Annotated in this window: 11 protein-coding genes and 1 pseudogene; 11 read left to right on the forward strand and 1 reads right to left on the reverse strand. The window is 51.2% G+C overall.

Going from position 1 to position 14,073, the window contains the following annotated elements; all coding sequences use genetic code 11:
• Positions 1-6: 6 nt before the first annotated feature.
• The 10 genes and pseudogenes from N7E69_RS13755 to foxA all read left to right on the forward strand — a co-directional run bounded on the left by N7E69_RS13755 (position 7) and on the right by foxA (position 12,889).
• A complete protein-coding gene (locus N7E69_RS13755) occupies positions 7-1,260 on the forward strand; it encodes an MFS transporter (protein ID WP_000288501.1) in 1,254 nt (417 codons plus the stop codon).
• 188 nt (positions 1,261-1,448) lie between these two features.
• Entirely contained in the window at positions 1,449-3,407 is a 1,959-nt protein-coding gene (locus tag N7E69_RS13760) for a site-specific DNA-methyltransferase (protein WP_000910371.1), read from the forward strand.
• Between the two features lie 9 nt (positions 3,408-3,416).
• On the forward strand, positions 3,417-6,389 hold the full coding sequence (locus tag N7E69_RS13765; RefSeq protein ID WP_077906640.1) for a type III restriction-modification system endonuclease: 2,973 nt from the start codon (positions 3,417-3,419) through the stop codon (positions 6,387-6,389).
• A 276-nt stretch (positions 6,390-6,665) separates the two neighbouring features.
• Complete coding sequence (gene ssaA / locus N7E69_RS13770) at positions 6,666-6,767, forward strand: small effector SsaA (protein ID WP_000934834.1); 102 nt, start codon at positions 6,666-6,668, stop codon at positions 6,765-6,767.
• 116 nt (positions 6,768-6,883) lie between these two features.
• Positions 6,884-8,287: a cytochrome ubiquinol oxidase subunit I gene (locus N7E69_RS13775; protein WP_000393711.1), complete on the forward strand. Its 1,404-nt coding sequence runs from the start codon at positions 6,884-6,886 to the stop codon at positions 8,285-8,287.
• The gene (gene cydB, locus N7E69_RS13780) at positions 8,284-9,294 is read left to right on the forward strand and encodes a cytochrome d ubiquinol oxidase subunit II (RefSeq protein ID WP_000151049.1); all 1,011 of its coding nucleotides are present in this window, start codon (positions 8,284-8,286) and stop codon (positions 9,292-9,294) included. The genes N7E69_RS13775 and cydB overlap by 4 nt, the downstream gene beginning before the upstream one ends.
• Entirely contained in the window at positions 9,240-9,425 is a 186-nt protein-coding gene (locus N7E69_RS13785; protein ID WP_305954967.1) for a DUF2474 domain-containing protein, read from the forward strand. The genes cydB and N7E69_RS13785 overlap by 55 nt, the downstream gene beginning before the upstream one ends.
• Positions 9,344-9,535, forward strand: a complete 192-nt coding sequence (locus N7E69_RS24480; protein WP_229023857.1) for a hypothetical protein — start codon at positions 9,344-9,346, stop codon at positions 9,533-9,535. The genes N7E69_RS13785 and N7E69_RS24480 overlap by 82 nt, the downstream gene beginning before the upstream one ends.
• A 95-nt stretch (positions 9,536-9,630) precedes the next feature.
• Positions 9,631-10,635 carry a ferrioxamine uptake transcriptional regulator FoxR gene (gene foxR, locus N7E69_RS13790; protein ID WP_000074605.1) on the forward strand — a complete coding sequence of 335 codons (1,005 nt, stop codon included), beginning with the start codon at positions 9,631-9,633 and terminating at the stop codon, positions 10,633-10,635.
• Between the two features lie 145 nt (positions 10,636-10,780).
• Positions 10,781-12,889, forward strand: a pseudogene (gene foxA / locus N7E69_RS13795) (ferrioxamine B receptor FoxA).
• A 38-nt stretch (positions 12,890-12,927) separates the two neighbouring features.
• Here the strand turns inward: foxA and N7E69_RS13800 are convergent.
• A complete protein-coding gene (locus tag N7E69_RS13800; protein WP_000433131.1) occupies positions 12,928-13,560 on the reverse strand; it encodes a LysE family transporter in 633 nt (210 codons plus the stop codon).
• A 231-nt stretch (positions 13,561-13,791) separates the two neighbouring features.
• Between N7E69_RS13800 and yahO the strand changes: the two genes are divergently transcribed.
• Positions 13,792-14,067 (forward strand): DUF1471 family periplasmic protein YahO, encoded by a 276-nt coding sequence (gene yahO / locus N7E69_RS13805; RefSeq protein WP_000848026.1) that lies wholly within the window; start codon positions 13,792-13,794, stop codon positions 14,065-14,067.
• Positions 14,068-14,073 lie beyond the last annotated feature (6 nt).

Here is a 14,073-nt window from a genome sequence, read left to right on the forward strand (position 1 = left end):
CTACCTATGTACACCCCCCTGAACTGGACGACGACACAACGACATGTGGCGTTTGCCAGCTTTACCAGTTGGATGCTGGATGCGTTTGATTTCTTTATCCTTGTCTTTGTACTTAGCGATCTCGCCGAATGGTTTCACGCTTCCGTATCGGACGTTTCCATTGCGATTATGCTGACCCTAGCGGTACGTCCCATTGGCGCGCTGCTATTTGGCCGAATGGCGGAAAAGTACGGACGTCGACCGATACTGATGCTCAATATTCTGTTCTTTACGGTGTTTGAACTGCTTTCCGCCTGGTCGCCCACCTTCATGGCATTTCTGATTTTTCGGGTCATGTACGGCGTGGCGATGGGCGGGATATGGGGCGTCGCGTCATCACTGGCGATGGAAACCATTCCCGATCGTTCGCGTGGCCTGATGTCGGGCATTTTTCAGGCGGGCTATCCCTGCGGCTATCTGTTCGCCTCGGTTATTTTTGGCCTCTTCTACAGTATGGTAGGCTGGCGCGGTATGTTCCTGATTGGCGCCCTGCCTGTTGTCTTGCTGCCTTATATCTGGTTTAAAGTGCCGGAATCCCCCGTCTGGCTGGCGGCCAGAGCGCGTAAAGAGAATACCGCGCTGCTTCCTGTTCTGCGCAAACAGTGGAAGTTGTGTCTGTATCTGGTGCTGGTCATGGCGTTCTTTAACTTTTTCAGTCACGGCACGCAGGATCTCTATCCTACCTTCCTGAAGATGCAGCATGGTTTTGATCCGCATCTGATCAGTATCATTGCGATTTTTTATAACATTGCCGCCATGCTCGGCGGTATTTTCTACGGTACGCTATCGGAACGTATTGGGCGTAAAAAAGCGATCATGATCGCCGCCTTTCTTGCGCTTCCGGTACTCCCGCTATGGGCATTTTCCAGCGGATCATTCACGATTGGCCTGGGCGCGTTCCTGATGCAGTTTATGGTGCAGGGCGCCTGGGGAGTCGTGCCGACCTGGCTGAACGAGCTGGTTCCGGCGAATGCGCGCGCCGTGCTGCCAGGGTTTGTTTACCAACTCGGTAATTTACTGGCGTCGGTTAATGCGACGTTACAGGCCCGCATCGCGGAAACGCATGGCGGAAATTACGGGTTGGCAATGGCGATCGTGGCTGGCGCGGTGGCTATTTTAATCTGTGTATTTGTGGCATTTGGTCGCGAGCCCCGGGGAGTCGTCATCTCCGGTACAGATAGCGACGCCCTCCCGGAGTCGGCCATCAGTCATCGCACGTAAACACTACGCTCCTGGCGCATACTGTCGCCGGGAGCACGCCTTCCTCCCGTCGTTTTCACGCCCTTTCAACGAACAACAAAGGTTAATGATGGCATCTGCCGTTCGTGACCATTACAATCATCGCTTACTTTTTTCTTTATAAGAAATTGATTGCTGCACCTTAAAATTATCAACGGAGCGAAGATATCATGTTGAAAGATAACCAAAAACACAACGAGTCTGTTGCCCCGAATAGCGCCTTTCTGTCTGAGTTACAACGTGCATTACCGGAATTTTTTACCGCCGATCGCTATAACGAGCAGGGCGAACTGATCGCGAAAGGCGGATTTGATCTCGCCAGATTTGAGCGCGCGCTGAAAGCGCGTAATATTGATGAGCTGACTAGCGGTTATCAGATTGATTTTATTGGCAAAGATTACGCAAAAAAACAGGCGGGTGAAAAATCCGTTACCGTTATCGTTCCTGACGTGGAACACAATACTCTGGCAGAAAATAAAAACAGCCATAATCTTTTTCTGACCGGAGATAATCTGGATGTTTTACGCCATCTGCAAAATAATTACGCCGATACCGTCGATATGATCTATATCGATCCCCCTTATAACACCGGATCGGACGGGTTTGTCTATCCCGATCATTTTGAATATAGCGATCGGGCGTTGCAGGATATGTTTGGTCTTAATGATACCGAACTGGCACGTTTAAAATCCATTCAGGGTAAATCGACGCACTCCGCGTGGTTATCTTTCATGTATCCGCGTCTTTTCCTGGCCAGGAAGCTCCTGAAAGATACCGGATTTATTTTTATCTCTATCGACGATAATGAGTACGCCAATCTTAAATTAATGATGGATGAGATTTTTGGCGAAGGCGGATTTGTCACCAATGTGATGTGGAAGCGCAAAAAAGAGATTTCTAACGACTCTGATAACGTTTCCATCCAGGGGGAATACATTCTTGTTTACGCCAAAACCGGTCAGGGCGCTTTACGTTTAGAACCGCTTTCTAAAGAGTATATTCAGAAATCCTATAAAGAACCGACCGAACAGTTTCCAGAAGGGAAATGGCGGCCGGTGCCGTTAACGGTGTCAAAAGGGCTGAGCGGCGGCGGCTATACCTATAAAATTACCACGCCGAACGGTACGGTACACGAAAGACTATGGGCTTATCCTGAAGCCAGTTACCAAAAACTGGTGGCCGATAATCTGGTCTATTTTGGCAAAGATAACGGCGGTATTCCCCAGCGAGTCATGTACGCGCATCACAGTAAGGGGCAGCCAACGACCAATTACTGGGATAACGTAGCGTCGAATAAAGAGGGGAAAAAGGAGATTCTGGATCTCTTCGGCGACAACGTTTTTGATACGCCGAAACCGACCGCATTATTGAAGAAAATCATCAAGCTCGCTATCGATAAAGACGGCGTCGTCCTGGACTTTTTTGCCGGTTCCGGCACTACGGCCCATGCGGTAATGGCGCTGAATGAAGAAGATGGGGGGCAGCGCACGTTTATTCTGTGTACTATCGATCAGGCATTAAGCAATAACACTATCGCGAAAAAAGCAGGTTATAACACTATTGATGAAATCAGCCGCGAGCGAATTACACGCGTTGCGGCGAAGATCCGCGCCAACAATCCCGCGACCAATAGCGATCTCGGTTTTAAACATTATCGTTTTGCCACTCCGACACAGCAGACGCTGGACGATCTGGATAGCTTCGATATTGCTACCGGCCATTTTATCAATACCAGCGGTCAACTGGCCGCTTTCACCGAGTCAGGATTTACCGACATGATCAATCCTTTTTCCGCCAGAGGATTGGGCGTGCCGGGCGGCGCAAGCGGCGAAGAGACCTTATTAACGACATGGCTGGTCGCCGATGGTTATAAAATGGATATTGACGTACAGACCGTTGATTTTTCCGGCTATTGCGCCAGGTATGTTGATAATACGCGCCTGTATCTGATTGATGAACGATGGGGAACAGAGCAGACCCGCGATCTTCTCAACCACATTGGTACGCACCAGCTTCCGGTTCAGACCATTGTCATTTACGGCTACTCTTTCGACCTTGAATCCATTCGTGAACTGGAAATCGGCTTAAAACAGCTTGATCAAAAAGTGAACCTGGTGAAGCGTTATTAAGAGGGGATGATGATGAATATTTTACTGGAAGAACTTCCCCATCAGGAACAGGCGTTAGCGGCGATTCTGGCGAGTTTCACCGGTATCGATCACGCGCAAGCCGATCATAATCACTATGCTAATCCGCTGATTAAGGAACGTTACGACGATAAGGCCAATATTGACGTTAAAATGGAGACCGGGACGGGTAAAACCTATGTCTATACCCGGTTGATGTATGAATTGCATCAGAAGTATGGCCTCTTCAAATTTGTGCTGGTGGTGCCGACGCCAGCCATTAAAGAAGGCGCGCGGAACTTTATTACCAGCGATTACGCCAGACAGCATTTTTCACAGTTCTACGAAAATACGCGGATGGAACTTTGCACCATCAACGCCGGTGATTTTAAAGTAAAGTCGGGGCGTAAAAATTTTCCGGCCCAGCTATTAAGTTTTACTGATGCCAGCCGTCGTGATAGCCATACGATTCAGGTTTTGCTGATCAATGCGCAAATGCTCAATTCCGCCAGTATGACGCGAGACGATTACGATCAAACGCTCCTGGGCGGGCTGACGTCGCCTGTTAAAGGGCTGCAAATGACGCGACCGGTGGTCATTATTGATGAACCGCATCGTTTTGCGCGAGATAACAAATTTTATCGAGCGATTCAGGCTATTCAGCCGCAAATGATCGTCCGCTTTGGCGCTACCTTCCCGGATATTGTCGAAGGTAAGGGTAAAAATAAATGTGTACGTAAAGATTACTATCGCCGGCAACCGCAGTTTGATCTCAACGCGGTGGACAGTTTTAACGATGGTTTGGTGAAAGGTATTGATATTTATTACCCGAATCTCCCCGAAGAACAGGCCAACAATCGTTATATCGTTGACAGCGTCACGGCAAAGAAATTAATCCTCCGACGGGGGAGCAAAATTGCCGAGGTTGGCGTGGGCGAAAATCTCGCCGATGTCGATGCAGGATTTGAAGGCAGTATTGAATATGCCGGCAGTAAAATGTTGTCGAACGATCTGGAGCTGGAGGCAGGGATGGCGCTGGTGCCAGGAACCTTTGGCGCGAGCTACCAGGAACTGATTATTCAGGACGCCATTGATAAGCATTTTGATACCGAGCAGGCAAATTTCTTACGCAGCAATGAGCCAGAAAATAATGCCCCGCGTATTAAGACCTTAAGCCTTTTCTTTATTGACAGTATTAAAAGCTATCGTGATGACGAAGGTTGGTTGAAACTGAAGTTTGAGTGTTTACTGAAAAAGAAACTGACGCAACTGATTGACGATTATCAGCGCAAGACCCTGCCGCGAGAAGTGGAGTATCTGTCGTTTCTGCAGGCCACGCTCGCCAGCCTGCACTCGGATAACCAAAACGTCCACGCTGGTTACTTTGGCGAAGACCGCGGAAGCGGCGATGAGGCGATCCAGGCTGAGGTAGATGATATTCTGAAAAATAAAGAGAAGTTGCTCAGTTTTTCAGACCATCACGGCAACTGGGAAACGCGCCGCTTTCTGTTTTCAAAATGGACGCTTCGCGAAGGCTGGGATAACCCGAATGTTTTTGTCATTGCTAAATTACGTTCTTCCGGTAGCGAGTCGAGCAAAATTCAGGAAGTGGGGCGCGGCCTGCGGCTACCGGTAGATGAAAACGGCCATCGCGTTCATCAGGAAGAGTGGCCGTCCCGACTGTCGTTTCTGATTGGTTATGATGAAAAAGCGTTTGCCAGTATGCTGGTTGATGAGATTAATCGCGACAGCAAAGTTCAGCTTAACGAGCAGAAGCTGGATGAGGCGATGATCACACTCATCGTCACCGAGCGACAAAAAGTCGATCCTGCGTTTACGGAGCTTCGTTTGCTGGAAGATCTGGATGATAAAAAACTGATCAACCGGAGTAATGAGTTTAAACCCAGCGTCACGCTTAACGGGGGAACCAAAAGTGGCTTTGCGTGGCTACTGGAGTTCTACCCTGAGCTGACGCAGGCGCGGGTGCGAGCGGATCGCATTCGTGACAATAAGCCCGCCTCCCGACTGCGAGTCAGGTTACGCAAAGAGAATTGGGAACAACTTAGCAGTATCTGGGAGCAGTTTTCCCGCCGTTATATGCTGCAATTCGAGCGTAGCGGCGCGTCTCTGGAACAGATTGCCGCCGAGGTGCTGCGCGATCCGGCGCTGTATATACGCCAGAAGCCAAGCCAGGTTCAACAACGGCTGGTATCGAATGAAGATAATGGCCGTTTTGAAGTGGCGCAGCGGGAAGGCGAATTAGCCGCCAGCGAATTTATGGCGGGCATGAAATATGGCCATTTTCTTAAGCAACTGGCGTTACGCACCAGTCTGCCGGTTAACGTCCTGCACCCGGTGTTAATGGCGATGCTGCGTGATGTTTTGCACGGAGATTCACGCTATTTAAGCGAGATCTCGTTGGACAATATGACCCGCGCATTACAGACGCGGATTAATGCGCATTTTGCGCAGCGCCACGATTATCTGCCTCTCGATTTTCAGGCTTCAACGTCGGTATTTGATTCCACGGCACGGCAGTTCAGAGAGGAGATTAGCGCTGAAATTGTGGGGAAAAATGTGGATGAGAATGCGATAGACGATCCTCGTTCTCTCTATCAAATACCGCCGTTGCGTTATGACAGCGTCGATCCAGAATTGCCGCTATTAAAATACGATTATCCGCAACAGGTTTCTGTGTTTGGCAAACTGCCTAAGCGGGCCATTCAGATCCCCAAATATACGGGGGGCTCTACTACGCCGGATTTTGTGTACCGTATTGAGCGTCAGGACGCCGACAGCGTTTATTTACTGGTTGAAACTAAAGCAGAAAATATGCGCGTAGGCGATCAGGTTATTCTTGATGCGCAACGTAAATTCTTCGATATGCTGCGTCGGCAAAATATTAATGTCGAGTTTGCGGAAGCGACCAGCGCGCCGGCGGTATTTTCTACCATCAATGGCTTGATTGAGGGGAAGGCAAACTAACGGGTTTGAATGGACCTTAACGGTTATCTTTTTGATAGACCATATAAAATGGCCGCCGCGCAGCGAGCGTTGCGGTCATTCTCCCTGTGCTAATCCCCCGTCCCGTAAACTGCGTTGACTTGAAGGTTATCGTTTTACGTCTATTCTTAACTTTCAGCTAAGCGTATTTTGCTGAAATTGCAAATAGTCTTGAAGACGCTGTTTTTTTGTTTTGCCGTTATTTTTATAACGGCCAGGTAGATATTGCCAAGTGAATGTAACTAAGGGAGACATGTTATGCTAAATAGATACTACCGTTTCGCTGTCGAAAAAGACGACCCCTCCGAAGCGCCAGAGTCGGGCGATAAGCCTGACAGCCAACCGCAAAAAAAATCGTAATTTATCTGGATATTCCCCGACGTTTATACGTTTGGGGAAAATAACCGTTTCGTTTCAACCTGGTTGCGAACAGTGAATATTTTACACGAAGTGACTATATATAAACGGGAGGGAACATGGAGTTTGATGCATTCTTTTTAGCGAGACTCCAGTTTGCCTTTACCGTCTCTTTTCATATTATTTTCCCCGCGATTACGATTGGCTTAGCCAGTTACCTGGTGGTACTGGAAGGTTTATGGCTAAAAACGCGTAATCCTGTTTGGCGCTCGCTCTATCAGTTCTGGCTCAAAATTTTTGCCGTCAACTTCGGGATGGGCGTGGTCTCCGGTCTGGTCATGGCTTACCAGTTCGGAACGAACTGGAGCGGTTTTTCCCAGTTCGCCGGCAGTATCACCGGGCCTTTATTAACCTATGAAGTGCTCACCGCATTCTTCCTGGAAGCGGGATTCTTAGGCGTGATGCTTTTTGGCTGGAACAAAGTCGGGCCGGGCCTGCATTTCTTGTCTACCTGTATGGTGGCGTTGGGCACGTTAATGTCGACGTTCTGGATTCTGGCGTCTAACAGCTGGATGCATACCCCGCAGGGATTTGAAATTCATAACGGTCAGGTGGTCCCGGTGGACTGGTTCGCGGTGATTTTCAACCCGTCGTTCCCGTATCGCCTGTTGCATATGTCCGTTGCGGCGTTTTTAAGTAGCGCGATGTTTGTCGGCGCGTCCGCTGCCTGGCATTTACTGAAAGGTAACGATACGCCGGCTATCCGCCGTATGTTCTCGATGGCGTTATGGATGGCGGTCGTGGTGGCGCCCGTTCAGGCATTGATTGGCGATATGCACGGCCTTAACACCCTGAAGCATCAGCCGGTCAAAATCGCCGCGATTGAGGGGCACTGGGAAAATACGCCCGGCGAGCCAACGCCGCTTACGCTGGTAGGCTGGCCGGATATGGAGGCGGAACGGACCCGCTATGCGCTTGAGATCCCGGCGTTGGGCAGTCTGATCCTGACGCATAGCCTGGACAAACAGGTGCCTGCGCTAAAAGATTATCCCAAAGAGGATCGCCCCAACTCTACCGTGGTGTTCTGGTCTTTCCGTCTGATGGTGGGCATGGGCGTACTGATGATCTTCCTGGGGCTGGCCAGCCTGTGGCTACGCTACCGACGCCGACTGTATCATTCGCGGCCCTTTATGCACTTTGCGCTGTGGATGGGGCCGTCCGGGCTTATCGCCATCCTTGCCGGATGGGTGACGACTGAAGTAGGACGTCAGCCGTGGGTGGTCTATGGCCTGCTGCGAACGCGTGATGCGGTTTCCGCGCACAGCACCTTGCAGATGAGCATCAGTTTGCTGGCCTTCTTTGTGGTCTATTCTCTGGTGTTTGGGGTTGGCTATATTTATATGATTCGTCTTATCCAGAAAGGGCCGCAGCCGGCGGAGACACCGACCGCTGAAACCGATGGCAGACCCGCGCGTCCTATCTCTGCCGTGGGAGAATCGCTTGAGCAGGAGAAACGCGAATGACCATCGATCTTCCGGTTATCTGGTTTGCTATTATCGTGTTCGCCACGCTGATGTATATCGTGATGGATGGTTTCGATCTGGGCGTCGGTATCCTGTTTCCGTTTATTCGTGATAAACACGATCGCGATGTTATGGTGAACTCGGTCGCGCCGGTATGGGACGGGAACGAAACCTGGCTGGTGCTGGGCGGGGCCGGGCTTTTTGGCGCGTTCCCGTTGGCTTATGCCGTCATCACCGACGCGCTGACTATCCCGCTGGTGGTTATGCTGCTTGGTCTTATCTTTCGCGGCGTCGCGTTTGAATTCCGTTTTAAAGCCACCGAGTCGCATCGCGCGTTCTGGGATAAATCCTTTATCGTCGGGTCAATCCTGGCGACCTTTGCCCAGGGAGTTGTGGTGGGCGCGGTGGTGAGCGGTTTTCAGGTGGAAGGGCGAACCTTTAGCGGTTCGCAGCTTGACTGGCTGACGCCGTTTAATCTGTTCTGCGGCGTCGGTCTGGTTGTCACCTACGCGCTGCTGGGCGCTACCTGGCTGATTATGAAAAGCGAAGATCCGCTGCATAGCCGGATGTGCGCGCTGTCGCGCCCGTTGTTGATCGTCTTGTTGTTGGTGATGGGAGGCGTCAGCGTGTGGACGCCGCTCACCCACGACGACATCGCCGGGCGCTGGTTCACGCTGCCCAATTTATACTACTTCCTGCCGGTGCCTGTGCTGGTGTTGGCTTTTAGCGTCTGGCTATGGCGCAGCGTGAAAAAACCAGAATCCCATGCGCGTCCATTTATTCTCACGCTAGGGCTGATTTTTCTGGGGTTCAGCGGGTTAGGCATCAGTATTTGGCCGAATATTATTCCACCGGATATTTCGCTGTATGCCGCCGCCGCGCCGCCGCAAAGTCAAAGCTTTATGCTGGTTGGGGCGCTGATAATCATCCCGATTATTCTGGCTTATACCTTCTGGAGCTACTACGTCTTCCGTGGAAAAGTGCGACATGGAGAGGGATATCACTGATGGTTAAAGTGAAAAAATGGTCGCGGCGAGTCGTATGGATGGTCGCGATATGGTGCGCCAGCGTGCTTCTGCTGGCGGGCGTCGGAATGTTGTTCAGACTGCTCATGACCTCCGCAGGATTTCGCTCCTGACTGATACCCCCGGACGCGCTTTCGTCGCTGGCGAAAGCGCGTTTTTATCGACAGATCGGCGTTTATCGATCACGTTTGCTCGCCTTATCTCTTCCCTCAATAGCGGTTGATAATTATTCTCATCTTTATTGTCGTTCCCGGGCCGCAGTGATATGGTTACACAGTGGCTAACGCTCTGGTATAACGCAGATAAACGGTATTGATAATGTCTCCGATCTCCTGTCACTCTTCCGCCGCCCCGGCGATGAAAAAGATCTTTTCCGTCAGCGACTTCATCGCGTTTGGCGAGCGTTATGGCATTGATTACCGCTTCCCTGCGTTACCGCAGTATACGCAGAGTAGTCCCGTACTTCATGGCGATATCGAAGAGATAGCGCTTCCCGGCGGGATTTGCATTACACGCTCGGATGTTCACGTGTTACAACCTTATGAAACCACCTCTCGCCATAGCAGTCCGCTGTATATGCTGGTGGTGTTGGAAGGTAACGTCGCGCTGGCTGTCAATGAGCAGACCTTTTTGTTGAGCGCGGGGATGGCGTTTTGCTCGCAACTGAGTGAGCAGCAGACGATACGCGCCCATCACGGCGCAGACAGTAAATTGCGCACCTTGTCGCTGGGAATGTACCCGGACGGCGGATGGCGGGAGCGTTTGCCTGTCTCGCTGGCAGACGAGTGGGAAAATAGCGCAACCTCGGCGAGGGTCTGGCAGGTGCCGGAGTTTCTGCTTTCGGGGCTACGTTATGCGCAGCAGCCCGGACCTCATGCGGCGTCACGCCAGTTAATGCTGGAAGGCATCATGCTGCAATTGCTGGGCTATGCGCTAAATCTATGTCAGCCCGCAACGCAAAAACGCGGGCTTCCCGTCACCGGTGAATACCAGCGGCTGGAGCTCATTCGGCGTTTACTGGAGCAGACGCCGGAAAAAGCCTACACGCTGAACGAACTGGCGCGTCGGGCGGCAATGAGTCCAAGTAGCCTGCGGTGCAAGTTTCGCCATGCCTATGGGTGTACCGTGTTTGATTATCTGCGCGATTGCCGCCTGGCGCGCGCGCGTCGTTATCTGATGGAGGGATACAGCGTGCAGCAGGCCGCCTGGATGTCAGGCTATCAACATGCCACAAACTTTGCGACGGCATTTCGTCGGCGTTATGGCTGCTCGCCCGGCGAGCTGCGTGACGCGTCTCTGACGGCGTCCCGACACTGTGCGTAACGCGCCCCGCCAGAACGGTAATATCCGCTGCTAACCCGGTTTTCTGCCGCTTTGGGTGATTTTTTATCATTGCGCATAGGCAATCTGGCGTTACGCATAGTGGTCTGTCATCTCTAAAAGGTAATAATTCTTATTTACAATAAAGATGCCTTTGGAGATGTTCATGTTTGCGACAACGCGTATGGCGCTATTGATAGGCGGAGCTATCGGCGGCGCGACTTTTCCTCTTTCTGCCCAGGAAACCACAAAAAATGATACCGTCATTGTCACCTCGCCCGTTCAGAGTGGCGCGACCAAGCTGGCGACGCCAGATATTGAAACGCCGCAGTCGGTATCCATTATTACCCGCCAGCAGTTTGAAGAGCAGGGCGCAACCAGCGTGCGTCAGGCGGTCAGCTACACCCCAGGCGTATACAGTAACCAGATAGGCGCCTCTAACCGCTTTGATTACATCGTATTGCGTGGTTTTTCGGACGGTAGTCTGGATAACGTCTATCTCGACGGGTTAAAAATGATGGGCGACACCAATTCGCACAGTTCGTTGGTGGTTGACACCTGGTTTCTGGAAGATATCGAGGTGGTACGCGGCCCGGCGTCCGTTCTGTATGGTCGTTCATCGCCAGGCGGCATTGTCGCGTTGACGTCGCGAAAACCGGCGTTTGATGCCGGGGGAGAAGTGAAGCTGTTTGCCGGCAATCACAACCAGCGCGGGGCGGCTTTTGATGTGACCGGCCCACTGGATGACAATGAACGTGTGGCGGCGCGTCTTAGCGGTATGACACGTTACGCCGATTCGCAGTTTACCCCCTTGAAAGAGGAACGTTATGCGCTGATGCCGAGCCTGACCTGGCGAATTACCGATCGGACGCGTCTTGATCTTATGGCCTATCTGCACCGTGATCCGGAAGGCGGTAGCCACTCCGGACTGCCTTATCAAGGCACGGTTGTACCTTATAACGGCAGAAAAATTTCTAACACTTTCTTTGAAGGTGAAGATGACTACGACAAATACGATCGCCGTGAAAATATGGTGGGTTATAACATTGAGCATCTGTTCGATAACGGCTGGTCGGTACGGCAAAAATTGCGTTATTTGCATACCAAAGTGACGTTGAATCAGGTCTATGCCGCAGGTTGGTTGAATGAAACGGCGCTGAATCGCGGCTATTCCGGCTCTGGGGAGAAAATGTCGGCTATCGCGCTGGATAATCAGCTCGACGGCAGCGTGGATACCGGGGCGATTAATCATCGTCTGCTGGTGGGGATCGATTATCAGGATCGCAGTAATCATACTACTGGCTATTATGGCGCGTTTCCGCCGATTGACGCTTTCAACCCTGTTTATGGCGCTCAGCCGGATTACATTACGTTGTATAGCCGTGAAAAACATAAGCTGCGGCAGACCGGATACTATTTACAGGATCAGATGTCATGGGATCGCTGGCGCTTTACGTTGGGCGGTCGTTACGATCGGGTCAGCGTGTCTAACATCGACAAACTTCATGATTCACGCAGCGATCTCGATAAAAACAACGTCAGCACCCGTGCCGCGTTGCTTTATCTGTTCGACAATGGCGTCGCCCCCTATCTTAGTTATTCTACCGCGTTTACGCCGACCAGCTTCGCCGACGAAAACGGCAATGTGCTGGAACCGATGAAAGGCAAGCAGTGGGAGGCGGGGGTAAAATACGAACCGCTGGGGGGGAACAGCCAGTTTAGCGCCGCCGTGTATCGTATTAACCAGACCAATATCGCGACCAAAGAAGAACCTACCGATCCGTACCGCTCTATTGGTGAAATTGAGTCTAAAGGGGTGGAACTGGAGGCCATTAGCCATTTGTCGGATAGTGTCCGTTTGCAGGCGGCGTATACCTATACTGATATCCGTTATAAGAAAAGTAGCCCGCAAGAGCAGGGTAAGCGCGCGGTTTATGCTCCACGGAACCAGGCCAGCGCCTGGCTAAGCTACGATGTGAAAAGCGGTCTGTTAGAGGGGCTGACTTTGGGCTCCGGCATCCGGTACGTCAACGGCGTGACCAGCGATCGCCTGAATACCCACACGTTGTCGTCCTATACACTGGTCGACATGGTGGTTGGGTATGATTTATCCAGCATTGGGTTAAATGGCTTGAGCGCCTAGCTCAACGTAAATAACCTGACGGACAAACGCTATGTCGCTGCTTGTAATTCGCTCTCTTATTGTTATTTTGGCGCCGAGCGTAGCATTGTAGGCAGCGTGTCATGGGCGTTTTGATAACGCTTATCGTCCGGTAGCAAAGGCTACCGGGTAAACTAGCGGTGCGTCACGCCTTCATAGAGAAGTCTGAGCGCAAACATCCCGATAATGGCGCCGATAACACGGCTGGCAATGCGCTGTATACGCCCATAAGCGCGGCGGACTGCGGGGAGCGAAAAGGCCTGGCTGAGAAAAATACGCCAGATAACGGATGACAGCACAATTCCGGCCCAGGCCATTAACCTTGCCCATGTGGGCGTTTCTGCGCTAAGCGTTACGGAAAAAATACTGATAAAAAACAGTACGGTTTGCGGATTGGATAAATCGGTCATTAATCCCCGGCGAAAGAAAATTGTCCACGGGGCGGCAATCGGCGTCTGGAGCGTGCTCATTTGCGGCGTCGCCTGGTGGCGAATACTGTTCCAGGCGAACCATAATAAATAGGCGCCGCCGACAATTTTGATAAGAGAAAATACCGCTTCGCATTGCGTAATGAGCGTCGCCAGACCGAAAAGCCCCAGCCCGGAATAAAAGGCGTCTCCCGTGGCGACGCCCAGGCCGGTGATGACTCCCGCCCGGCGTCCTGATGCGAGGCTGGTTTGCACCACCACAAACAGATTCGCGCCGGGATTAAAAAAGGTTAACACAAACAGACTGACGGTAAGCACAACGGCATGAAACGGCTCCATAGACAACTCTTCCCATAGCCTCAAGAAATAACGTTCATCTTATTAATAGTCAAACCAGATGATTGCGAGTGAGATCACAAAGCAGGGGCGTTTTAATCCGCGTTGTTACGCCGACTGAGCGGGGGCTGACTGGATTTTTCCAGCAATCTACACTACTTATTTAATCAGTCCGAACGGCCTTTTTGTTCTGATAAAGCGATGATGGCGTAATAATAAAACGAGGGTTTTGCTATGAAAACTGGCTACAAGGTTATGCTTGGCGCATTAGCGTTTGTTGTGACAAACGTTTATGCCGCAGAAATTATGAAAAAAACGGACTTTGATAAAGTCGCCTCCGAATACACGAAAATTGGCACGATTTCCACCACCGGGGAAATGTCGCCGCTGGACGCCAGAGAAGATTTAATCAAAAAGGCGGATGAAAAAGGGGCGGATGTGGTGGTGCTGACGTCCGGGCAGACAGAAAATAAAATTCATGGTACGGCTGATATTTATAAAAAGAAATAAAAGCGT

Source organism: Salmonella sp. 3C, from assembly GCF_025426275.1.
Classification (GTDB): domain Bacteria; phylum Pseudomonadota; class Gammaproteobacteria; order Enterobacterales; family Enterobacteriaceae; genus Salmonella; species Salmonella enterica.

Bases quoted from the DNA above. Each gene is read 5' to 3' on its own strand.
- N7E69_RS24480 (WP_229023857.1), top strand. From the start codon at position 9,344: ATGGTGCGCCAGCGTGCTTCTGCTGGCGGGCGTCGGAATGTTGTTCAG.
- ssaA (WP_000934834.1), top strand. From the start codon at position 6,666: ATGCTAAATAGATACTACCGTTTCGCTGTCGAAAAAGACGACCCCTCC.
- N7E69_RS13775 (WP_000393711.1), top strand. From the start codon at position 6,884: ATGGAGTTTGATGCATTCTTTTTAGCGAGACTCCAGTTTGCCTTTACC.
- N7E69_RS13765 (WP_077906640.1), top strand. From the start codon at position 3,417: ATGATGAATATTTTACTGGAAGAACTTCCCCATCAGGAACAGGCGTTA.
- N7E69_RS13760 (WP_000910371.1), top strand. From the start codon at position 1,449: ATGTTGAAAGATAACCAAAAACACAACGAGTCTGTTGCCCCGAATAGC.
- N7E69_RS13800 (WP_000433131.1), bottom strand. From the start codon at position 13,560: ATGGAGCCGTTTCATGCCGTTGTGCTTACCGTCAGTCTGTTTGTGTTA.
- yahO (WP_000848026.1), top strand. From the start codon at position 13,792: ATGAAAACTGGCTACAAGGTTATGCTTGGCGCATTAGCGTTTGTTGTG.
- N7E69_RS13755 (WP_000288501.1), top strand. From the start codon at position 7: ATGTACACCCCCCTGAACTGGACGACGACACAACGACATGTGGCGTTT.
- cydB (WP_000151049.1), top strand. From the start codon at position 8,284: ATGACCATCGATCTTCCGGTTATCTGGTTTGCTATTATCGTGTTCGCC.
- foxR (WP_000074605.1), top strand. From the start codon at position 9,631: ATGTCTCCGATCTCCTGTCACTCTTCCGCCGCCCCGGCGATGAAAAAG.